The organism is Nonomuraea soli (genome assembly GCF_013761175.1).
Lineage (GTDB): Bacteria > Actinomycetota > Actinomycetes > Streptosporangiales > Streptosporangiaceae > Nonomuraea > Nonomuraea soli.
This window is the reverse complement of sequence record NZ_JACDUR010000001.1, coordinates 111,322-131,825: the sequence shown is the minus strand read 5'-3', so window position 1 is coordinate 131,825 and position 20,504 is coordinate 111,322. Positions and strand designations below refer to the sequence as shown.

Below are 20,504 nucleotides of genomic sequence, written 5' to 3'. Positions count from 1 at the left end.
CTACGACAGTCCGGTGATGACTTCCGCCGCGGCCTGGCCGCACACCCGGGCCGAGCCGTACGTGGCGATGTGGACGGCGCCGAGGTCGCTGCGCTCGGGCAGGCCCATCTCGACCACGACCGACTCGGGGCGGGCGCACAGCAGGTGCTCGATCGCCTGGAGCTGCCACGGGTAGCGGTGGGCGTCGCGGGCGACTATCACCATGGGCCTGCCGTTGGTGGAGGAGAGCAGGTTCTCCAGCGCCGGGCCGTCGGCGCCCTGCAGGCGGGTGACGACGGTGCCGGGCATCAGCTTGGACAGCGGCTCGCCGACTCCCCACGGGGTCTTCTTGTCGATGGCGAGGTTCATCTCCGGCGACAGCTCGATCACGTGCGGGGCCGAGGTGATCGGCAGGACGGGCGCGGCGGACCTGCGGGTCACCTTGACGGCGCGGCGGGCGGCGTGCAGGCCGATCTCCTCGGCGCGGGGCGAGCCGGCCGAACGCACGCCACCGGCCGCCCAGGCGCCCAGCGCGGAGGTGCGGCGGGCGGCGTCGTGCAGCCTCTCCTCGGGGAGCCTGCCCTCGACGACCGCGTCGACGATGGCATTGCGGATGACGATGGCGCTGAGCTCGTCGGAGTTCTCCCCGCCCACGCAGATGGCGTCCGCGCCGGCGGCGATGGCCATGGCGGAGGCGCCGCCCAGGCCGTAGACGCTGGAGACGGCGGCCATCTCGATGCCGTCGGTGATGATCACGCCCTCGAAGCCGAGTTCCTCGCGCAGCAGCCTGGTCAGCACCTGGTGGCTCAGCGTCGCGGGCATCTCGGCGTCGACCTGAGGTACGAGCAGGTGGCCCGTCATGACCGTCTTGACCCCGGCCTCGATGGCGGCGCGGAAGGGCAGCAGGGCGCCCTCGAAGTCGTCGCCGACGACGGGCACGCTGTAGTGGGAGTCGACGGAGGTGTCGCCGTGGCCGGGGAAGTGCTTGGCGCAGGCGGCGACCCCGGCCGACTGCAGGCCGCGGATGAAGGCGGCGGCGTGCCGGGCGACCAGTCCGGGGTCGGCGCCGAAGGCCCGCAGGCCGATCACGGGGTTGTCGGGGTTGGAGTTGACGTCGGCCGAGGGCGCGAAGTCGACGTTCACCCCGACGCCGGCCAGGTCGGCGCCCAGGCCACAGGCGACCTCCTCGGTGAGCACGACGTCGTCGACCACGCCGAGCGCGTAGGGGCCGGGGCGGCTGCTGCCGGTGGCCACCTCCAGGCGGGTGACCTCGCCCGACTCCTCGTCCACGCCGACCAGCACGGCGGGGTTCTCAGCCCGCAGGGCGGCGGTCAGCTCGGCGACCTGGGCGAAGCCTGCGATGTTGCGGGTGAACAGCACGACTCCGGCCAGTCCGTCGCCCAGTCGTCGGCGCAGCCAGTCGGGCGGGGAGGTGCCCTGGAATCCGGGCAGCAGGACGGAGTCGGCAAGCCTTTTCAGGCCGCGGTCGCGCGTGGGCATGACCCGAAATCTAATAGGAAAGTTTCCTATTTGCTAGAGGCATTTTCAAACGTCAGAACGCTTGATTCCCTCACCTTCCGTGACGAACTCGGCGACAATCCGGACATTGGCCCCTGCCTTCTCGACAGAATCCACGACCCGGTACGAAACCCTGAAGTCAGAGGCCCCGGCCGTACCGGACACGTAGCCCCGGCGGCCGTCGAAGAACCTGATGTGCGGGTTGGCCGCCAGCACCGCCGGAGCGTCCGTGGAGGGCGGGCGGCTGGAGATCGAGCTGGTCACGAACTCGGCGCCGACGATCGGCGACTGCGGATCCAGGAAGTCGGCGCGCAGGTCGCTCGCCCAGTGGTTGTGCACGTCGCCGCTGAGCACGATCAGGCCGCCGGCCTTGGCGTCGAAGATGCGGCGGCGCTGCTCCTGGAAGCCGTCCCAGGCGTCCAGGCGGAGGTTGGGCGGGTTGCCCGGCACGAAGCGGCGGGCGAAGAAGAGCGGCTCCACCAGGACCTTCCAGCGCGCCGTACTGGTGCGCAGCCGTTCGAGCAGCCACTTCTCCTGGGCCGCGCCCAGCATGTCGCCCGGCACCCGGAACTGGCGCGAGTCCAGCACGATGAACTCGGCGTTCCGGCCGTAGACGCGGCGGCGGAACATCTGCAGCAGGTGGGCGTCGGGCTTCACCCGGATCGGCAGGTGCTCGTAGTAGGCCTGGTAGGCGCGGGCGCGGCGGCGGAAGAACGACGGCGCGCCCGTGTAGTTGTCGGCCACCTCGTGGTCGTCCCAGGTGGCCACCCACGGCGCGGCGGCATGCGCGGCCTGCAGATCCTTGTCGAGCTTGTAGCGGGTGTAGCGCAGCCGGTACTCGGCCAGCGTGTCGGCCTCGGAGGTGTTCGGCAGCGTGCGCACCGGATTGGCGGCCTGCGGCGACTCGTAGACGTAGTCGCCCACGAAGAAGATCACATCGGGCCGCTCGGCGGCCAGATGCCGGTAGGCGGTGTAGAAGCCGTGCTCGTAACGCTGGCAGTTGGCCACCGCGAAACGCACCGGCACGGCGGAGGCCGCGTCGGGAGCGGTGCGGGTCCTGCCCACCGGGCTGTGGTCGGAGCCGCTGCGGAAACGGTAGAAGTAGTCGGCGCCGGGACGAAGCCCGTCGACCCGCACGTGCACGCTGAAGGCCCAGCGGGGCTGGGCCTGCGTGACCCCCTCACGCACGATCCGGGTGAAGCGTTCGTCCTCGGCGACCTGCCACCGCACCTCGACCGCCCGGCTGGGTAGGCCGCCGGGCCTGGCGGGGTCGAGGGTCAGCGGGGCGGGCGCCAGCCTGGTCCAGATGACCACGCCGTCGGGCAGTGGTTCGCCCGACGCCACGCCCAGGGTGAAAGGGTTGGCCATGTGCCCTAGTTAAAGCAGTCCTGTGTGTCGAGTGCCAGGCCCATCTCCCGCACCTTCCCCTTGGAGTTCAGCAGGAACAGGTAGTAGGCCTTGGGATTGCCGGGGACTGACACCATCGGGAAGCCGGAGGCGGCGGTCTTGAGCTTGGGATAGGCCTTCTTCAGCTGGGCCTTCGTGGAGCCGAGCCCGATGCCCTCCGGCGTCTTGACGCCCTTCCAGGCGAAGATGCCCGCCACGCCCACGTTGCGCGAGATGTACAGGCCGACGCTGTCCTTGCCCGTCGGATGGGCCTTGAGGTCCCAGCCCGAGCAGCCGCCGCCCTCGCCCTTCATCTTGAGCACGATCCTCTTCGTGGCCTTGGCCTGCTTGAGGCTCATGCCGAGCTTGACCTTGCCGTAGCCGTACGGGCCGAAGGTCGTCGTCGCGGCCTGCGCGGAGGCAGGCGCCATCAGGGTCAGAGTGGTTCCCGCGGCAAGCGCCGCCACCAGGAGTTTCTTCACAGAGACTAAGAGTCGTCAGGGTGCGATTTGGTTCACAGGCGTTCGATGACGGTGACGTTGGCCTGGCCGCCGCCCTCGCACATCGTCTGCAGGCCGTACCTTCCGCCCGTGCGCTCCAGCTCGCACAGCAGCGAGGTCATCAGCCGCGCGCCGGTCGCGCCCAGCGGGTGGCCCAGTGCGATCGCGCCGCCGTTGGGGTTGACCCGCGCGGGGTCGGCGCCCGTCTCCTTGAGCCAGGCCAGCACGACGGAGGCGAAGGCCTCGTTGATCTCCACCACCGCGATGTCGGAGATGTCCAGCCCGGTCCTGGCCAGCGCGTGGGCGGTCGCCGGGATGGGCGCGGAGAGCATCATGATCGGGTCGTCGGCCCGCGCCGACAGGTGGTGGATGCGGGCACGCGGGGTCAGCCCGTGTTCCTGTACGGCACGCGGCGAGGCGACGAGCAGGGCCGCGGCGGCGTCGGAGAGCTGCGACGACAGGGCGGCGGTGAGCCTGCCGCCTTCGACGAGGGGCCTGAGCGAGGCCATCTTCTCCAGCGAGGTGTCGCGGCGCGGCCCCTCGTCGGTGGTGACTCCCTCGATGGGGGCGATCTCTCCGGCGAAGCGGCCCTCGTCGATCGCGCGTAACGCCCGCTGGTGGGACTCGAAGGAGTACTCCTCCATGTCCTGTCGGGATATCTCCCACTTCGCGGCGATCTGCTCCGCGCCGGCGAACTGCGAGACCTCGCGCGTGCCGTACCTCTGGGCCCAGCCCTTGGATCCGGCGAACGGGTTGTCGAAGCCGAGCTCGCGGCCGGCCAGCATGGCGTAGGAGATGGGCACCGTGCTCATGCTCTGCACTCCCCCGGCGACCACCAGATCGGCGGTGCCCGACAGCACGGCCTGCGCCGCGAAGTGCACGGCCTGCTGCGAGGAGCCGCACTGCCGGTCGACCGTCACCCCCGGCACGTGCTCGGGCAGTCCGGCCGCCAGCCAGCAGGTGCGGGCGATGTCGCCCGCCTGCGGGCCGACGGTGTCGACGCAGCCGAAGACCACGTCCTCGACGGCCGCGGGGTTGACGCCGGTGCGTTCCATCAGCGCGCTGAGCACGTGGGCGCCGAGGTCGGCGGGATGGATGGCCGACAGCCCGCCGCCACGGCGGCCGACGGGGGTACGGACGGCATCGACGATGTAGGCCTCTCTCATGTCCCAAGCGTAACAAGCGCTTGGTTGACGCGCATGACCTGCGCGAGTCGGTGAACAAGCGATTGTCCGAGGGCCCATAATGGGGAGGTGCCCACCAGAAAGAACGCCGGTCCCGCAGTGACCCCAGCGGCTTCCCGTCGTCCGCGGCCGTCGGGCGGATCCGCCTCAGAGCGCCGCGACCATCTCGTCAAGCTCGCCGCGGAGCTGTTCGCCCGCAAGGGCTTCCAGGCCACCACCGTCCGCCAGATCGCCGACGAGGCAGGCATCCTGTCCGGCAGCCTCTACCACCACTTCGACTCCAAGGAGACGATCGTCGACGAGGTGCTCTCCACCTTCCTCGACGACCTGGTGGCACGCTACCGCGCCGCGCTGGAGGTCGGAGGCACCCCACGCGAGGTGCTCTCCGAGATGGTGCGCATCGGCTTCAGCACCCTCGAGCCCCACCGCGCCGCGATCACCGTCATGCAGAACGACTGGAACTACCTCCTGTCGCTGCCCGGCGACCGCTTCGCCTACCTCATGAAGGCCGAGGAGGAGGTGGAGCGCATGTGGCTGGAGCAGATCAAGGCGGGCCAGGCGGCCGGCGAGTTCCGCCCCGACGTCGACCCCAAGCTCACCTACCGCATGATCCGCGACACCATCTGGGTGGCGGTGCGCTGGTTCCGCCCGGGCGGGCGCCTCAACACCACGGGCCTGGCCGAGCACTACATCACGATGCTCTTCGACGGCCTGGCCACGGGCGAGCGGACCTCCCAGCAGGGCTCATGAGCGTCGTCGACGCGGCCCGCCAGGCGCTTCGCCAGATCGCCGACGCCGACAAGGCCCCGGCGATGCAGGCCTACATGAAGTCCGACATGCCCTTCCTCGGGGTGCAGTCGGGTCCGCGCAAGCTCGCGCTGAAGGCCGTCTTCCTGGCCAACCGGCTCGGCGGGGCGCCCGAGTGGCGGCGCGCGGTGCTCGCCCTGTGGCGCGAGGCGGAGTTCCGCGAGGAACGCTACGCCGCGATCGAGCTCGCGGGCTTCCGCCTCTACCGCGACTTCCAGACGCTCTACACCGTGCCGATGTACGAAGAGATGATCGTCACCGGCGCGTGGTGGGACCTGGTCGACGAGCTGGCCACCCATCGCATGGGCCACCTGCTGGAGCGCTACCCCGACTCGATGCGCGCGACCATGCTCGAATGGGCGCACGACAAGAACCTGTGGAAGCGCCGCACCGCCATCCTGTCGCAGAACCGCTTCAAGGAGCAGACCGACACCGCGCTCCTGTACGCCTGCATCGAGCCGAGCCTGTCCGACAACGACTTCTTCGCCCGCAAGGCGATCGGCTGGGCGCTGCGAGAGTACGCCAAGGTCAACGCCCGCGAGGTCGTGCGCTACGTCACGGCCAAGGGAATCAGCGGCCTGAGCAGGCGCGAGGCCCTCAAGAACGTCGCGCAAGTCCCAGGATGACGTACGGCACGGCGGCCACCACGAACAGCTGCCACGACGACAGCCAGTGCGAGCCCAGGCCGTATCCGGCGTAGATCGCCAGCACCACCACCTCCGTACCGAAGCCCGACAACGAGGTCACCGTGGCCCGCGCGGTGTCCTCGATCCGTTCCTGCAGCCTCGCGTCAGCCGCCGTGACCGCCCACCGGAAGATCGCGAAGGCCGCCGCGATCGGCACGAACCCGACCGCGTGCTGCAGGATCGCGCCCAGCGCGAGCAGCAGGCCCGCCAGCACCAGCAGCGGGCGCTCCCATCGCAGGCCGCGCCCGGCCAGCCAGCCGCCGACCGCCTCACCGGCCGTGACCACGCCGATCAGCAGCGCCACGTCCGCGGGGCTCGCGCCCGACTCGTCGGCCAGCAGCGCCAGATACTCGTCGATGCCCGTGAGCCCGTAGACGAGCACCAGCAGGATCAGCGCCTGCCTGACCTTGCGGCTGTGCCGTACCTGACGCAGCCCGGCCGTGATGACGCGACGGACCGAGGGCTCCTCCTCGCCGTCGTCGTCGACCCTGCGGCTCTCCGGAAGCGACCAGCCGATGCCCGCCGTGACCAGCGGCATGAGCAGGCTCAGGATCCCCAGCAGGGGGTAGCCGCCGGCGGTGAGCGCCGGGGCGGCCAGCGCGGAGGCCAGCATGACGGCCATCGTGCTCGCCACCTCGGCCCGGCCGATCACCCTGGCGTAGTCGCGTTCCGCCTTCAGGTGGGCGAGTTCCTGGTAGACCAGCGCCTCCCACGCTCCGGAACGCAGCGCACTCGCCGCGCCCCAGCACACGAAACCTGCGGCGAACGCGGGATAGCCGGGGGCGAAGGTCCACAGGGCGTAGCAGGCCGTCATCAGCAGCGGCGAGCAGGCCATGAGCTTGCGCCGCGAGACCACGTCGGCCCAGACGCCGGAAGGGATCTCCAGGACGAACGACGTGATCGACCAGATGGCCAGCAGGGAGGAGATCTCGGCGGCGTTCAGCCCGTGATCGGCGAACAGCAGCGCGTAGACCGGATAGATGAGGATGAAGTCCTCGGTGAAGGCGTAGGCGTACAGCCTGCGCCTCAGGCGCGTTATGGATCAATGTCGGCGTCTCATGTTCGCGAGACTACCTCGTCCACAACGAATCCTGCACGGCCTTAACGAGCGCCAGGAGGTCGGGCGTCACCTGGTCGCGCAACCAGGCGACGCCGTAGGTCAGGCGCAGCTCGCCCGCCTCCAGCGGGACGTAGTGCACGTCGTCGCGGCGCAGGGTGCGGGCGACCAGCTGAGGGATCGGCAACAGGCCGGCACCCGCGGCGACCAGGTCGAGGGCGCCGGTGAAGTCGTCGAGGTCCTCGGCGATCGCGCGGTGGCGGCCGGGCAGGCGCTCGGCCAGCTTCGCCCACGCCCCGCCGGGCGGGCGGTTGCGCGGCAGGAGGATGTCGCGCCCGGCCAGCTGCTCGGGCCGCACCCCCTCGGCCACCGGGTCGGCGCCGGGCAGGGATGACCTCGGCGGGCGTAGGCCGGGCACGGACGGGCGTCCGCTTGGCGTGGACGTCCTCGCCGGGCGACCGCCGGGCATGGACGGGTGCCCGCCTGCCACAGGCACCCTCGGCGGGCGTCCGCCGCTTGGTTGCGCGAGCCGGTCGCCCGCCGGGACCGCCAGACGATCCAGCGCCACGTGGAACCGCGCCCCGGTCACGAAGCGCGCCGGGGCCGGGATCGCCATGATCGCGACAGACGCCTCCCCCGAGTCCAGCGCGGCGATCGCGGCGCCGCGACCCGCGTTGTGCAGCTCCACCACCACCGGCGGATGCGCGTTCGCCAGCCGCCTGGCGATGCGGGCGGCCAGCGGCCCGGCCAGCGATGGATAAGCCAAGTGAATGATCGGCCGCGCCAGCCGAGCAGCCTCCGACTCCAGGGCGTGCACGGAGTCCAGCACCTGCCGCGCGTGCTCCAGCAGCCCCTTACCCGCCGGCGTCAGCCGTACCTCGCGGGCATTACGCTCGAAAAGCCGTACGGCCAGCGCTTTCTCCAGCCGCGTGACGGCCTGGCTCATCGCCGGCTGCGACAGTCCCAGGTCGGCGGCGGCCCGCGAGAAGCTGAGCCGTTCGGCCACGCGGGCAAAACACCGGATCTCGCGAAGCATAAGCAGCACGAATGAATGATGCCTGGTTTCCGTCAAGGCTTGCAGGATGCGTCGCCATGAGAACCTTTCCCGCACCGCAGGACCCGTCGGCCTTGAGCAATCCCACCGGACACCAGGACCCGTCGGCCTTGAGCAATCCCACCGGACCGCAGGACCCGTCGGCCTTGAGGACCTTCCCCGCATCGACCGTGCTCGGCTACCCGCGCATCGGGCCCGACCGTGAGCTCAAGCGTGCCCTGGAGGCCTACTGGGACGGCCGCGCCGGTCGCGCCGACCTGGAGGCGACCGGCGCCGAGCTGCGGGCGCGGACCTGGCAGCGGCTCCACGCCCTCGGCCTCGACGGGCTGCCGTCGAACACCTTCTCCCTCTACGACCAGGTACTCGACACGATCGTGCTGCTCGGCGCCACCCCGGCACGCTACCTGGACGCCGACGACCCCTATTTCGCGATGGCACGAGGCACCGCCGACCTCGCCCCGCTGCGCATGACCAAGTGGTTCGACACCAACTACCACCACCTGGTGCCGGAGATCGGAGGCGACACCGTCTTCAAGCTCGACGCCTCCAAGCCGATCTCCGAGGTACGGCAGGCGCTGGAGCTGGGATTCGAGACGCGTCCCGTGATCTTGGGCCCGGTCACCTTCCTGCTGCTCGCCGGGGCGCTGGAGCGGCTCGACGAGGTGCTGGACTGCTACGAGGAACTGCTGGCGGCACTGGCCGCCGAAGGCGTGACCTGGGTGCAGCTGGACGAGCCCGCCCTGGTCGGTGACCGCACGCCGAGAGAGCTCGCGGCGGTCCGCGCGGCCTACGACCGGCTCGGCGCCCAGGCCGGACGGCCCGGGCTGCTGGTCGCCTCCTACTTCGGCGACCTGGGCGAGGCCTTCGGCGTGCTCGCCGCCACCCCCGTCGAGGCGATCGCCGTGGACCTGGTGCGCGGCGTCGTCCCGCCCCCGGCACCCGACAAGATCATCGTTGCCGGGGTGGTCTCCGGACGCGACATCTGGCGCACCCACACCGACCGCGCACTCGGACTGCTGCGCTCCGTCAAGGCCGCCCAGGTCGTGGTCTCCACCTCCTGCTCCCTGCAGCACGTGCCGTACACCGTCGCCGTCGAGACCTCCCTCGAACCCGGCCTGTGGGAACGGCTGGCGTTCGCCGAGGAGAAGGTCGCCGAGGTCGCCGCACTGTCCAGGCTCCTGACCACCGGCCGGCCCGGCAGCCCGCCCCCGGCCACCGCTGCCCCGGCCCCCCTGCCGCCCGTCGCCGCCCGCAGCCCCTACCCCGTACGCGCCGCCGCCCAGGCCGCCCACCTGGACCTGCCCCCGCTGCCCACCACCACGATCGGATCCTTCCCCCAGCTCGGCCAACTGCGCGCCGCCCGCGCCGCCGTCACCAGCGGATCGCTGGCCGAATCCGACTACGACAAGCTCGTCGAGCAGGAGATCGAGCACGCCATCCGGGTCCAGGAACGCCTCGGCCTCGACGTCCTCGTGCACGGCGAACCGGAACGCAACGACATGGTGCAGTACTTCGCCGAACACCTCGACGGCTTCGCCGTCACCCGGCACGGATGGGTCCAGTCGTACGGCTCGCGCTGCACGCGCCCGCCGATCATCCACGGCGACGTCAGCCGCCCGGCGCCGATCACCGTCAGGTGGGCGCGGTACGCGCAGTCTCTGACGGACAAACCCGTCAAGGGCATGCTCACCGGGCCCGTGACCATCGTGGCCTGGTCGTTCGACCGCGACGACCTCCCCCTCGCCGCCGTCACCCACCAGGTCGCCGCCGCCATCGCCGACGAGGTCGCCGACCTGGAGGCCGCGGGCATCTCGATCATCCAGGTCGACGAGCCCGCCCTTCGCGAACTGCTCCCCCTCCGAGCCGCCGACCAGCCCGCCTACCTGGAGTGGTCGGTCGCCGCCTACCGGCGGGCGACATCAGGCGTGTCCGACCGCACGCAGATCCACACACACCTGTGCTACTCGGACGCACAGGAGATCCTCTCCGCGATCGACGGCCTCGACGCCGACGTGACCACCATCGAATCGGCCCGCTCGGGAGCCCGCATCCTCGGCGGGGTCCAGGGCTTCGGCCGAGGTCTGGGGCCCGGCGTGTACGACATCCACTCCCCCCGGGTGCCGTCGGTCGAGGAGATCGCCGGGTCCCTGCGGGCGACCCTCGACGCGCTGCCGGCCGTACAGGTGTGGGTCAACCCCGACTGCGGGCTCAAGACGCGGACATACGCGCAGGTGGAGGCGGCGCTCGGGAACCTGGTGGAGGCGGCGCGGGAGGCACGGGCGGGCTTGTGAACCGCCTCCTAGGCATGGTCCTTGAGGGCAAGCGCTCCGCGCTTCTCGCCGGCGGGCTGTGACACCGGGGCTCCGCCCCGGACCCCGCACGGGGGGCTCCGCCCCCCGGCACCCCCCGCCCACCCGTGACGCACGTCCTGGGTCACCCGCCTGGATCCCACCCGGGTCAGCGGTCCTCGCGCTCCGCGCTCGGGCGTCCCGGCCTCGGCCCGGGCTGCGCCCGGGCAGCCCATGGTGGGGCGTGTCTTGGGGGAGGGCTTCTGGAGGGTTGGAGTGCCTGTCCTGCCCAGGATTCTTCACGTGTTGGCCCCATTGGCCAGAGATCGATCCAGGCCGCGTTTTCAAAGGGGCTTGAGGTTCACGCGTGGCGGTGCTCGATAGATAACGAAGTCTCCGGTAGTTGGTTCAACGACGAAGAAGAGCCACATACCCGAGACCTCGTGGCCAGCGTAGTGGCGGGGAGGCGGCATGACCTGACAGACCGGCAGTGGGCAGCCCTGTCGCGGCGGGCGCCGATCGGGGTGGCCGGTGAGGCGAGCGCCGGTGTACCCCTACCGCTCGGCCCCGGCAGCCGACGCTCGCCCGCCCCGCCGATCATCGACGTCCACCGCCAGCCCCGGCCATGCCTCCGCGAACCGGCCGAAGTCCTCCGCGAGCGGCGCCAGCTGCGCCCCTGCCAGAAACCGCACCGTCGTCCCCGTCCCTCCACCCCCGGCCAGGGGCTCCAGGCCGGTGACGGGGATGCCGTGCTCGTAGCGCTGACTCCAGGCCCCGTTGGCACGCCGGTTGGTGTGGACGAGCCACTCGCTGAGCGCGGCGACGACGGACATGCCGCGCCGCGCGTGCCCGTCGGGAAGCGTCTCGGCCCCGGGGTCGTCGAAGAAGCGCAGGTCCTTGGTGGCCATGATGGGTTTCCTCACCGGCCGTCCCCGCTCGTCGAGGCGGGTGTCGGTGCCTCGCCCCTGGTCGGCCACGGACACCGAGCCGTCGGCGTGAAGGGTGACGGTGCAGCGGCCGCCGCCGGTGCTCGCGGCCTCGTCGGCCGGGTAGGCGATCGTTTCGAGGATCAGGTGCAGCACGCCGCCGGGGGCGAACTCGGCCGGGTTCTCGCGGATGCGGGTGAGGTGGCCGAGGTCGACGTCGGCGGCCCAGTCGTGGGTGGTGTTTCGCCAGGCGGTTCGGGATGGTTCCACTCTCAGCACCCTAGGCGTGGCTTTTGGTCTCTTCGATCAAGTGGTGCGGAGATCCGGTCAGCCGGCCCAGGCTCCGCGCCCGGCCGCCTCCGAGGCGTACGTCTCGAACGGCTTGGGTGCGCGTCCCGTCACCCGCCGCACCACGTCCGTGGGCTGCGCGTCCCCCTGGTCGCGCAGTGCCGCGAACGCCTCGATCTCTCCCTTGACCTGCTCTTCCGGCATCCCGACGCCGGTCATCGCCGCCAGGTACGCCTCTGCGGAGCCGTCGAAGCGCACCTCGCGCCCCGCCGCCCGCGCGATGATCGCGGCCGCCTCTGCGAACGACAGCGCCCGCGGCCCGGTCACCTCGTAGCTCTCCCCCACGTGCCCGTCACGGGTGAGGGCCGCGACCGCGACAGCGGCGATGTCGCCCGCGTCGACGAACGGCTGCCGCAGCTCCCCCACCGGGACGGTGATGTGCCCGGCCAGCACCCCCTGCCGCAGGAAGCCCTCGTCGAAGTTCTGGTCGAACCACGACGGCCGCAGGATGGTCCACTGCGCCCCCGACTCGCGCACGGTGCGTTCGGCGGCGAGCAGGCGCTGGTCGCCCATCACCTCGATGCCGCCGCTCGACAGCAGGACGATGCGCCGCACCCCGCCTCGTACGGCCTGGCCGACCAGTTCGGGCTCGATCTCCTGGCCGTCGGGCGCCATGAGGAAGAGGGCTCCGATGTCTTCGAGGGCCGGGCGCCAGGTGGCGGCGTCGGTCCAGTCGAACGGGGTCGGGGTGTGTCTGGAGGCGACCCGTATGGGGTGGCCCCCGGCCTCGAGCTGGGCCGCCACCCGGCGGCCGATCGTTCCCGTCGCGCCCAGTACCAGAATCATGCCCCTTCACCTGCCCGGGAGCGGCGGAACATTCCTCAGCCCGCGGCGCGCTCCCCGGCGGGGCGGCGGCGCAGCGCGGGCTCGACGAGCGGGCGCGGCTTCCACACGCCGTCGGGCGGGTAGGTGTTGCTGCCGGGCGGGGCGATCTCGTCGATGCGGTCGAGCACGGCGTCGTCGAGCTCCAGCGCGGCCCCCTTCAGCAGCCCTTCGAGCTGCTCCATGGTGCGCGGGCCGGTGATCACCGAGGTGACGCCTGGGTGCGCCGCGGCGAAGGCGACGGCGAGTTCTGGCAGGGTGCACCCGATCTCGTCGGCCAGCGCGGCGAGCTTCTCGACGGCCTCGTACTTGGCCTGGTTGACCGGCAGCGAGGGGTCGAACCGCTGCGCCATCAGCTGGGCCCGGTGGGAGTCGGCGGTCACGCCCTTGCGGATCTTCCCGGTGAGGAAGCCTGAGGCCAGCGGGCTCCAGGTCAGCACGCCCATGCCGAGCCGCCGGCAGGTCGGCAGCACGTCGGCCTCGATGCCGCGGGCCAGGATGGAGTACGGCGGCTGCTCGGTGCGGAAGCGCATCAGCCCGCGCTGCGTGGCCACGTGGTAGGCCTCCACGATGTCCTCGGCGGGGAAGGTCGAGCACCCGAAGGCGCGGATCTTGCCGTCACGTACGAGGTCCGTCAGCGCGGAGAGGGTCTCCTCGATGTCTGTCGTGTGGTCGGGCCGGTGGATCTGGTACAGGTCGATCCAGTCGGTCTGGAGCCTGCGCAGGGAGTCCTCGACCTCGCGCACGATCCAGCGCCGCGAGTTGCCGCGGCGGTTGGGTCCCTCGCCCATCGGGAAGTGCACCTTGGTGGCCAGCACGACGTCGTCGCGCCTGCCCTGCAGCGCCTTGCCGACGATCTCCTCGCTCTCGCCGCTGGAGTACATGTCGGCGGTGTCGACGAAGTTGATGCCGGCGTCGAGCGCGGCGTGGATGATCCTGATGCTGTCGTCGTGGTCGGGGTTGCCGATGCTGCCGAACATCATGGCGCCCAGGCAGTGGACGCTGACCTCGATGCCCGTGCCACCCAGAACTCGATATCTCATGCTAGGCACCCTAGGAGTTAGAGTCGACTCTAGATCAAGCGGACAAGGAGCGGACGATGACCCTCAGCATCGGGCAGGTGGCGGAACGCACCGGCCTCAGCGTGCACACGCTCCGCTTCTACGAGCGCGAAGGGCTGCTGGCCAACCCGGTGAGGCGAGCCGCGGGCGGGCGGCGCCTCTACACCGAGGACGACGTCGGCTGGCTCGGCGTCTGCATCCGCCTGCGCTCGTCGGGCATGCCGCTGCCGGTGATCCGCGAATACACCGAGCTGGTACGGCAGGGCCCCGGCAACGAGAAGGAGCGCCTGGACCTGCTCAAGCGTCACCGCGAGCACGTGCTGGAGCAGCTCGCCGAGCTCAACGCGTGCCTCGAGGTGATCGAGCACAAGGTCGGCATCTACGAGGGCCGCCTGCCCGACTGCTAGGAGAGCAGCTTCACGATCTCCTGGGCGAGGGCGGTGGCGCTCTGCGGGTTCTGCCCGGTCGCCAGGCGCCCATCGACCACGACCTGCGGCTGCCACTCGGGCCCCGGCACGTGGGTCGCCCCGCGCTCGGTCAGCTTGTCGGCCAGCAGGAACGGCACCACGTCGGTGAGCCCGACGGCCTGCTCCTCCGCGTTGGTGAAGCCGGCCACGCGCTTGCCGTCCAGCAGGAAGGAGCCGTCGGACAGGGTCAGGTCCACGAGCGCGGCCGGGCCGTGGCAGACCGCGGCCACGACGCCGCCCGCCTCGTAGACGTCGCGCCCGGGGCGGGAGACGTCGGGGTTGGCGGGGAAGTCCCACATCGTGCCGTGCCCTCCGGCGTACAGCACGGCGTCGTAGCGTGAGGGGTCGACGTCGGCCAGGGCCGTGGTGTGCTCCAGGTCGAAGGCGGCCACGAACTCCCGCTGGGCGGCGTCGTCGGGGTCGTAGCCGTCCTGCGGCGCCACCCCGCCGGCCACGCTGGCGAGCTCCACCTCGTAGCCCGCCTCGCGGAACACCTGCCACGGGTGGGCCGCCTCGGAGACGTAGAACCCGGTCTTGCGCAGACCGGCGAGGTCGTCGTGGCTGGTGAGGACGATCAGAATGCGCTTGGTCATCCTTCGATCATGCCCCGCCCCGTCCCATGACCACCAATAACGACGCTCACGATTGGCTGACCCGCGACGCCGTACCAGGTCACTTCAGCGCTCCCGCGGTCAGGCCCGACTGGATCTGGCGCTGGAAGATCGTGTACACGATGAGCATCGGCAGGATCGCCAGCGTCAGCGCGGCGAACAGCGCCGACCAGTCCTGGTCGTAGCCCGCCGCCGTCGAGATGTCGGCGATCCCCTGCGTCAGCACCCACTTGTCCCGGTCCTGCAGCAGCACCAGCGGCTTCTGGTACTGGTTCCACTGCCCGAGCACGTTGAAGATGGTGATCGAGACTATGCCGGGCCGGGCCATCGGCAGCATGATCTGGAAGAAGATCCGCGTGTGCGAGGCCCCGTCGACCAGGGCCGCCTCCGCCACCGCCGTCGGCAGGGTGCGGAAGAACGCGGCGAGGAAGAACACCGTGAACGGCATCGAGTAGGCGATGTACACCAGGATCAGCCCGGCATGGGTGTTGAGCCCGATGTAGGGGCCGATGACCGGGATGGTGCCCATGTTCTGCACGACGAAGAACAGCGGCGTCAGCGCCAGGTAGATGGGAAAGGCCAGCCCGGAGACGAACAGCAGGTAGATGGCGCGGTTGCCGCGGAAGGGGTAACGCGCCAGCACGTAGGCGGCCATGGAGCCGAGCAGCATCGTGCCCAGCACGCCGAAGAAGACGACGATGACGCTGTTGAGCATGTACTGCCCGATGTGCGCCTGCTCCCAGGCTCTGGCGAAGTTGTCCCAGCGCAGCGTGGCCGGCAGCGACCAGGCGTCGCTGAAGATCTCGTCCTCGCTCTTGACCGAGGCGAGGAAGGTCCACACCAGCGGCACGATGATGAGCAGCGCCCAGACGGCCAGGGCGATGTGCATCAGGACGTTCAGGGGACCCAGGTGGTGTTTGCGAGACATCAGAACTCGATCCGTTCCCGCCGTGACAGGCGCAGCGACAGGACGGCGAAGCCGAGGACGAAGAAGAACATCACCACACCGAGCGCCGAGGCATAGCCGAACTGGAAGTACTGGAAGGCGTTGCGGTAGATCTCGGCCGCCATCACCGTGGTGGAGCGGTCGGGGCCTCCGTGCTGGTCGGTCATGACCCAGACGATGGCGAAGGCGTCCATGGCGATGATGCCGAGGTAGACCCAGGCCACCTGCACGGTGTCGCGCAGCAGCGGCAGGGTCACGCGGAAGAACATCGACATGCGGCCGGCGCCGTCGATCTGCGCCGCCTCGAACATCTCGCGCGGGATGGAGGCCAGCCCGGCGGAGAAGAGCACGACGTAGAAGCCGACCGCCTGCCAGATCAGGACCGCCATGACCGACCACAGGGCGATCGACGGGTTGGACAGGAAGCCGACCGGCTTGAGCCCGAGCGCCATGAGCGGGGCGTTGAGCATGCCGCTGTCGTCGGGCCTGAAGACCTGCTGGAACAGCACGGCGACGATGGTCACCGCGAGCACCTGGGGGAAGAAGAACAGCACGCGGTAGAACTTCGACCCCCAGACCCCGGTCCTGCCTCCGGCGCCGCCCACGTTGAGCAGGTAGGCGAAGACCAGGGCCAGGGCGATGGTGATCACCGGCAGCAGGGCCAGCAGCAGCGCGTTGTGCCCCACCGCCTTCCAGAAGACCCCGTCGCCCAGCAGCCGCCCGAAGTTCTCCAGCCCGATGAACTGGGGCGCGGCGTTGACGCCGCGCCAGTTCGTCATGGCGATGTAGAACGCCTGGGCGTACGGCGCGATGACGTAGACCAGGTAGAGCGTCACCGGGGCGACGAGGAAGGAGAAGATGAACAGTCGTCGTCTCATCAGGATCAGCGCTTGAATTTCTTGATGGAGGAGTCCTTCTTGATCTCTTCGGCCTTGGCCTGGATGCGCTCCAGGTACTTCTCGGGGGTGACGCCGCCGGTCATGAGCTGGCCGGTGGCGGCGATGGCCTCGTCCTTGAGCTGGGCGTACCAGCTCTGCCAGCGGTAGAAGACGGTGTTGGACCCGGCGGCGGCCACGGCGGCGGAGGCGCTCTTGACGCCGGGCGACAGTTCGAGGCCCTCGCCCGCGCCCTTGACCACCGAGACGGTGGCGACCATCTTGCTGAAGTCGCCGGCGGCCTTCTTCGACAACATCGCCCGAAGGTAGTCGACGCCGCCCTGGGTGTTGGCGGCCTTTGCCGGGACGATGAAGTTCTCGCCCGGCTGGGTGTGCAGCGTGCCGTACGGCAGCTTGTCGGAGCCGGTGACGTCGGGCACGGGGAACATGCCGTAGGCGAAGTCGGGCGGGGTGGTGGACTTCTGCTCGTTCTCCAGCCAGGAGCCCGACGGCAGCATGGCGACCTCGTACTTGTTCTGCGCGGTCTGCGTCTGCACGTGGTCGAGGCCGGCGGTGCCCTCCATGAGGTACTTGGCCCCGACCTCGGCCCAGCGTGTGGCCGCCTCCAGCATCGCGGGGGCCTTCCAGGCCCCGTCCTCGAGGTTGTCGATGTTGACCAGGACGTCGTTGCCGCCGATCTTGGCGGCCATGGTGAGGAGGATCTCGTAGAGGTACTGCGGGTGCTTGCCCGCGTAGGTGAAGGGCGCCATCTTGCCGGACTTCTTGATCGTCTCGCAGAGCGCGATGAAGTCGTCCCAGGTCTTGGGCGCGGCCCAGCCGTTGTCGGTGAAGGCCTTCTGGGAGTACCAGACGCCGAAGATGTAGTTCACATAGCCCAGGACGAAGAACTTGCCGTCGAAGGTGCCGAAGTTGATCACCGCCGGGTCGACGGTGTCCTTCACCTTGACGCTCTCGTCGTCCCAGCTGGGCATCTCCAGCAGCGGGCCGAGGTCGAGCAGCTGGCCGTCCTGGGCCAGGGCGCCGAAGTCCATGGCGTTGGCGCCGGAGTTGTCGATCACGTCGGGCGGGTTGCCTCCGGCGAAGCGCGGCTGCAGGACCTTGGTGATCTCCTTGGTGAAGTTGTGCTTGACCTCCACGTCGGGGAACTTGCTCTTGAAGAGCGGCTGGTGGATGTCGGTGGCGTACTGGTGGCCGAAGCCGCCGTCGAAGATCCACACTTCCAGCGCCTTCTTGGCCCCTGCCGCCTGGGTGGCGGGTGTCTGCTGCACGGGCGTGGCGCAGGCGGCCAAGGCTCCGGCGGCGGGGATCAACGCGGCGGCACGCAGCAGCTCGCGGCGGGAAACAGACATCAGGACCTCCTGATACGCCCGGCGTAGCGGGCTTCTAGTGCACGGTTGTGTTCGTCGCCGCCGGTGATGTTGGCGGACAGGTAGACGGGCGGGCTCTGGCCGAGCGCGATCAGGCGCTCGATGGTCTCGGTGACCATCAGCTGGGCGAGCAGGGCGCTGGTGATGGTGGAGACGGCGCCGTAACCGCCTCCGCCGGGCAGGTCGAGGATCGCGTCGCCGTACGGTGAACCGTTGTCGAGCACGACGTCGGCGAGGTCGAGCAGGCGCCGGCCGGACGGGTGGCGCGAGGTCATGGCGGTGCTGTGCTGGACCGAGGTAATCGCGATCAGCGGGTGGCCGCGCTCCTTGACCAGCGTGGCGAGTTCGACGACCGTGCCGTTGACGCCGGAGCTGGAGATCAGGACGAAGGCGTCCTGCGGGCGGACGGGCGCCAGCTCGTAGATCGTGTGGGCGATCGACGGGTCGCGTTCGAGTTCCGGGGTGAGCACGGAGGGCGGCTGCCCGCCGTACAGGACCAGGTCGCGGGGGGTCAGGCGGTTGCTGGGCACCAGGCCGCCCGCGCGGCCGGCGATCTCCATCGCGATGGCCTCGGAGTGGCCGGAGCCGAAGGCGTTGACGACGCCGTCGTCGCGCAGGCTCGTGACCAGCAGCGCGGCGGCCTGCCCGATCCGCTCGGCCTGTGTGCCCGCGACCTCCCGCGCGAGGTCCAGGACTCGTTCGGCATATCCCACGGTCATCTCTCCACCCGGTGACTCTCGACCGCCCGGATCGTCCGGGCGAAGGCCTGGCTGGTGCGTTCGTGCGTGCGTTGCGCGACGGCGACGTAGACGGCGTCGAGCACGAACAGCTGGGCGTGCGCGGCGGCCAGTCCGCCCAGGCGCAGCGGGGTCTCGGGCGATGCGGCCGTGGCCAGCAGCAGGTCGGCGACCTCGGCCACGGGCGAGCGGGCGAAGGAGGTGACCGCGACCGTGGTGGCGCCCTGGCTGCCGGCCTCGGCGAGCGCTTCGATGACCTCGCGGGTGCGGCCGCGGTGGCTGATGCCGAGCACGACGTCTCCGGCGGTGAGCAGGGCGGCGTCCGAGAGCGCCTCGTGCGCGTCGGAGGTGCTCCAGCACGGCAGGCCTATCCTGCGCAGCCGTCCGGCGAGCATGGCGGCGACGTTACCGCTGGTGGAGACGCCGACGAGGAGGATCTTGCGTGCTTCGACGACCAGGTCGGCCACCTGGCCGACGGTATCGGGGTCGACCTGGGCCGCGGTGTCCTGGATCAGGCGGGTGTCGGCGGCGGCCATGATCTTGATGGCGCTGTCGAGCGGATCGTCGGGGCCGATCGCGTGGCCCACGCCCGCGCCCCAGCCCGCCTGCGCGGCGCGGCCCGTCTCGGTGGCGAGCACCACACGCAGGTCGGCATAGCCCGCGAAACCGAACGCCCGGCAGAAGCGGGTGACGGTCGCGGGAGAACTGCCCGCACGCTCGGCCAAGGCGATGATCGTGGAGCGGGCCGCTTCGGCCGGATCCTCGAGGATGACCTCGCCGACCCGGCGTAACGCTTCCGGCAAACCGGGTAATTCGCTCTCGATCCGGCCAAGGGCACCAGGTGTCATGGAAATTTCCTTCCGAACACCGAACCTTGCGGCGAAAATTATTCTTGCAAGACGGTCACGTCAAGACCCAGAATCAGGACCGTGACAAAACCGTTCGTCGTCGGTGTCGACGCCGGGGCCACCTCCACCCGGGTCGCCGTCCACGCCCTCGACGGGACCAGGCTGGGGTACGGCACAGCGGGGCCCGGCAACCCTTCCGCACACGGCCTGGCCAAGGCCAGTGCCGCCATCGGCGACGCCCTTGACCTGGCGCTCACCGGAGTCGACGCCGCCCAGGTGCGCGGCTCGCTGGCGGGTGTCGCCGGCCAGGCCGACGCCCTGCACGAGTCGCTTTCGGCCATCTGGAGCCGTCACGGCATCCCGCAGGCGCCCACCCTGATCGGGGATGTGCCCATCGCCTTCGCGGCGGGCTCGTCCGCCCCCGACGGCTCGCTGCTGCTGTCAGGGACCGGGGCGGTGGCCGCGCGCATCGCCGGCAGGGAACTCGACGCGCTCGCCGACGGGCTCGGCTGGCTGCTCGGCGACCACGGCTCGGGATTCTGGATCGGCCGCGCGGGAGCGAAGGCGGCCGTGCACTGCCTTGACAGGGGCCAGCCGGCCGGCCTGCTCGTCGAGCTGGTCGTCACCCACTTCCTGGGCGAGCAGGAGTGGCCGTCCGACCGTGCGAAGGTCGACCGCATCGTCCGGCTCGCGCAGGCCGACCACATGCGGCTGGCCGCCGTCTCGCGGCTGGTCTGCCAGGCGGCCGAGGCGGGTGACGCCATGGCCGCCTCCATCGTGGAGGAGGCGGCCGATCATCTGGTCGCCACGGTGGGCCGGGTGCACCACTCGGGCCCGATCGTCCTGGCGGGCAGCGTGCTGACCAGCGAGGGCCCGGTCCGCAGGTCCGTGCTCGACCGGCTGGCGGGCACCGAGGTGTCGACGGCCCGCGACGGCGCGGGCGCGGCGGCCTGGCTCGCGGCGCTCCGGCTCGACCCCGACGCCCCGCACGAGGCGTTCACCTCGGGGTGAGGCGC

20 protein-coding genes are annotated in these 20,504 nt (G+C 70.6%); 5 read left to right on the top strand and 15 right to left on the bottom strand.

All coding sequences use genetic code 11. The annotated features are described in order from the left end of the window. The 4 genes from HNR30_RS00635 to HNR30_RS00620 are packed head-to-tail and all read right to left on the bottom strand — an operon-like array spanning window position 1 to window position 4,549. Complete coding sequence (locus HNR30_RS00635) at window positions 1-1,479, bottom strand: glycoside hydrolase family 3 protein (protein WP_181607154.1); 1,479 nt, start codon at window positions 1,477-1,479, stop codon at window positions 1-3. 45 nt (window positions 1,480-1,524) lie between these two features. Then, window positions 1,525-2,865, bottom strand: coding sequence for an alkaline phosphatase D family protein (locus HNR30_RS00630; RefSeq protein ID WP_181607151.1), 1,341 nt, complete (start codon window positions 2,863-2,865; stop codon window positions 1,525-1,527). Window positions 2,866-2,870: 5 nt separating this feature from the next. Next, window positions 2,871-3,365: a hypothetical protein gene (locus HNR30_RS00625; RefSeq protein ID WP_181607149.1), complete on the bottom strand. Its 495-nt coding sequence runs from the start codon at window positions 3,363-3,365 to the stop codon at window positions 2,871-2,873. 32 nt (window positions 3,366-3,397) lie between these two features. Beyond that, the gene (locus HNR30_RS00620) at window positions 3,398-4,549 is read right to left on the bottom strand and encodes an acetyl-CoA C-acetyltransferase (protein WP_181607146.1); all 1,152 of its coding nucleotides are present in this window, start codon (window positions 4,547-4,549) and stop codon (window positions 3,398-3,400) included. An 87-nt stretch (window positions 4,550-4,636) separates the two neighbouring features. On the opposite strand from HNR30_RS00620, the gene HNR30_RS00615 reads away from it, so the two are divergent. Next, a complete protein-coding gene (locus tag HNR30_RS00615) occupies window positions 4,637-5,317 on the top strand; it encodes a TetR/AcrR family transcriptional regulator (protein WP_181607144.1) in 681 nt (226 codons plus the stop codon). Then, a complete protein-coding gene (locus HNR30_RS00610) occupies window positions 5,314-6,000 on the top strand; it encodes a DNA alkylation repair protein (protein ID WP_181607142.1) in 687 nt (228 codons plus the stop codon). Before HNR30_RS00615 ends, HNR30_RS00610 begins: the two co-directional genes overlap by 4 nt. Here the strand turns inward: HNR30_RS00610 and HNR30_RS00605 are convergent. Together HNR30_RS00605 and HNR30_RS00600 are read right to left on the bottom strand one after the other, a co-directional pair. Continuing rightward, window positions 5,972-6,988, bottom strand: coding sequence for an MFS transporter (locus HNR30_RS00605; RefSeq protein WP_312894274.1), 1,017 nt, complete (start codon window positions 6,986-6,988; stop codon window positions 5,972-5,974). The two genes, HNR30_RS00610 and HNR30_RS00605, sit on opposite strands and share 29 nt — an antisense overlap. A gap of 142 nt (window positions 6,989-7,130) precedes the next feature. Beyond that, window positions 7,131-8,153, bottom strand: a complete 1,023-nt coding sequence (locus tag HNR30_RS00600) for a LysR family transcriptional regulator (RefSeq protein ID WP_246377236.1) — start codon at window positions 8,151-8,153, stop codon at window positions 7,131-7,133. Between the two features lie 56 nt (window positions 8,154-8,209). Between HNR30_RS00600 and metE the strand changes: the two genes are divergently transcribed. After that, window positions 8,210-10,462 (top strand): 5-methyltetrahydropteroyltriglutamate--homocysteine S-methyltransferase, encoded by a 2,253-nt coding sequence (gene metE / locus HNR30_RS00595; protein ID WP_181607137.1) that lies wholly within the window; start codon window positions 8,210-8,212, stop codon window positions 10,460-10,462. A gap of 551 nt (window positions 10,463-11,013) precedes the next feature. Here the strand turns inward: metE and HNR30_RS00590 are convergent. Genes HNR30_RS00590 through HNR30_RS00580 form a run of 3 tightly spaced genes read right to left on the bottom strand, consistent with a single transcriptional unit; the run spans window position 11,014 to window position 13,598 of the window. Then, window positions 11,014-11,655 (bottom strand): ATP-binding protein, encoded by a 642-nt coding sequence (locus tag HNR30_RS00590; RefSeq protein WP_181607136.1) that lies wholly within the window; start codon window positions 11,653-11,655, stop codon window positions 11,014-11,016. 57 nt (window positions 11,656-11,712) lie between these two features. Continuing rightward, entirely contained in the window at window positions 11,713-12,519 is an 807-nt protein-coding gene (locus HNR30_RS00585) for an SDR family oxidoreductase (protein WP_181607133.1), read from the bottom strand. Window positions 12,520-12,554: 35 nt separating this feature from the next. Next, the gene (locus HNR30_RS00580; RefSeq protein WP_181607131.1) at window positions 12,555-13,598 is read right to left on the bottom strand and encodes an aldo/keto reductase; all 1,044 of its coding nucleotides are present in this window, start codon (window positions 13,596-13,598) and stop codon (window positions 12,555-12,557) included. Window positions 13,599-13,654: 56 nt separating this feature from the next. Between HNR30_RS00580 and HNR30_RS00575 the strand changes: the two genes are divergently transcribed. Beyond that, the gene (locus tag HNR30_RS00575; RefSeq protein WP_181607128.1) at window positions 13,655-14,023 is read left to right on the top strand and encodes a MerR family transcriptional regulator; all 369 of its coding nucleotides are present in this window, start codon (window positions 13,655-13,657) and stop codon (window positions 14,021-14,023) included. Here HNR30_RS00575 and HNR30_RS00570 read toward each other — a convergent pair. From HNR30_RS00570 to HNR30_RS00545, 6 genes are all read right to left on the bottom strand, one after another. Next, the gene (locus HNR30_RS00570; RefSeq protein ID WP_181607126.1) at window positions 14,020-14,676 is read right to left on the bottom strand and encodes a type 1 glutamine amidotransferase domain-containing protein; all 657 of its coding nucleotides are present in this window, start codon (window positions 14,674-14,676) and stop codon (window positions 14,020-14,022) included. The two genes, HNR30_RS00575 and HNR30_RS00570, sit on opposite strands and share 4 nt — an antisense overlap. 79 nt (window positions 14,677-14,755) lie before the next feature. Continuing rightward, complete coding sequence (locus HNR30_RS00565; protein ID WP_181607123.1) at window positions 14,756-15,622, bottom strand: carbohydrate ABC transporter permease; 867 nt, start codon at window positions 15,620-15,622, stop codon at window positions 14,756-14,758. Beyond that, complete coding sequence (locus HNR30_RS00560) at window positions 15,622-16,518, bottom strand: carbohydrate ABC transporter permease (RefSeq protein ID WP_181607119.1); 897 nt, start codon at window positions 16,516-16,518, stop codon at window positions 15,622-15,624. The genes HNR30_RS00565 and HNR30_RS00560 overlap by 1 nt, the downstream gene beginning before the upstream one ends. A gap of 5 nt (window positions 16,519-16,523) precedes the next feature. Continuing rightward, window positions 16,524-17,885, bottom strand: coding sequence for an N-acetylglucosamine/diacetylchitobiose ABC transporter substrate-binding protein (gene ngcE / locus HNR30_RS00555; protein WP_181607116.1), 1,362 nt, complete (start codon window positions 17,883-17,885; stop codon window positions 16,524-16,526). Beyond that, entirely contained in the window at window positions 17,885-18,622 is a 738-nt protein-coding gene (locus HNR30_RS00550) for a sugar isomerase domain-containing protein (RefSeq protein ID WP_181607114.1), read from the bottom strand. Before HNR30_RS00550 ends, ngcE begins: the two co-directional genes overlap by 1 nt. Next, entirely contained in the window at window positions 18,619-19,488 is an 870-nt protein-coding gene (locus HNR30_RS00545) for a MurR/RpiR family transcriptional regulator (protein ID WP_181607111.1), read from the bottom strand. Before HNR30_RS00545 ends, HNR30_RS00550 begins: the two co-directional genes overlap by 4 nt. A gap of 81 nt (window positions 19,489-19,569) precedes the next feature. Here HNR30_RS00545 and HNR30_RS00540 point away from each other — a divergent pair, with 81 nt between their 5' ends. After that, a complete protein-coding gene (locus HNR30_RS00540) occupies window positions 19,570-20,499 on the top strand; it encodes an N-acetylglucosamine kinase (protein WP_181607108.1) in 930 nt (309 codons plus the stop codon). Window positions 20,500-20,504: the final 5 nt, after the last annotated feature.

Excerpts from the sequence above, each read along its gene's own strand:
- HNR30_RS00560 (WP_181607119.1), bottom strand. The coding sequence starts at position 16,518 with ATGAGACGACGACTGTTCATCTTCTCCTTCCTCGTCGCCCCGGTGACG.
- HNR30_RS00600 (WP_246377236.1), bottom strand. The coding sequence starts at position 8,153 with ATGCTTCGCGAGATCCGGTGTTTTGCCCGCGTGGCCGAACGGCTCAGC.
- HNR30_RS00610 (WP_181607142.1), top strand. The coding sequence starts at position 5,314 with ATGAGCGTCGTCGACGCGGCCCGCCAGGCGCTTCGCCAGATCGCCGAC.
- HNR30_RS00575 (WP_181607128.1), top strand. The coding sequence starts at position 13,655 with ATGACCCTCAGCATCGGGCAGGTGGCGGAACGCACCGGCCTCAGCGTG.
- HNR30_RS00630 (WP_181607151.1), bottom strand. The coding sequence starts at position 2,865 with ATGGCCAACCCTTTCACCCTGGGCGTGGCGTCGGGCGAACCACTGCCC.
- HNR30_RS00550 (WP_181607114.1), bottom strand. The coding sequence starts at position 18,622 with ATGACCGTGGGATATGCCGAACGAGTCCTGGACCTCGCGCGGGAGGTC.
- metE (WP_181607137.1), top strand. The coding sequence starts at position 8,210 with ATGAGAACCTTTCCCGCACCGCAGGACCCGTCGGCCTTGAGCAATCCC.
- HNR30_RS00585 (WP_181607133.1), bottom strand. The coding sequence starts at position 12,519 with ATGATTCTGGTACTGGGCGCGACGGGAACGATCGGCCGCCGGGTGGCG.
- HNR30_RS00565 (WP_181607123.1), bottom strand. The coding sequence starts at position 15,622 with ATGTCTCGCAAACACCACCTGGGTCCCCTGAACGTCCTGATGCACATC.
- ngcE (WP_181607116.1), bottom strand. The coding sequence starts at position 17,885 with ATGTCTGTTTCCCGCCGCGAGCTGCTGCGTGCCGCCGCGTTGATCCCC.
- HNR30_RS00635 (WP_181607154.1), bottom strand. The coding sequence starts at position 1,479 with ATGCCCACGCGCGACCGCGGCCTGAAAAGGCTTGCCGACTCCGTCCTG.
- HNR30_RS00570 (WP_181607126.1), bottom strand. The coding sequence starts at position 14,676 with ATGACCAAGCGCATTCTGATCGTCCTCACCAGCCACGACGACCTCGCC.
- HNR30_RS00580 (WP_181607131.1), bottom strand. The coding sequence starts at position 13,598 with ATGAGATATCGAGTTCTGGGTGGCACGGGCATCGAGGTCAGCGTCCAC.
- HNR30_RS00620 (WP_181607146.1), bottom strand. The coding sequence starts at position 4,549 with ATGAGAGAGGCCTACATCGTCGATGCCGTCCGTACCCCCGTCGGCCGC.
- HNR30_RS00545 (WP_181607111.1), bottom strand. The coding sequence starts at position 19,488 with ATGACACCTGGTGCCCTTGGCCGGATCGAGAGCGAATTACCCGGTTTG.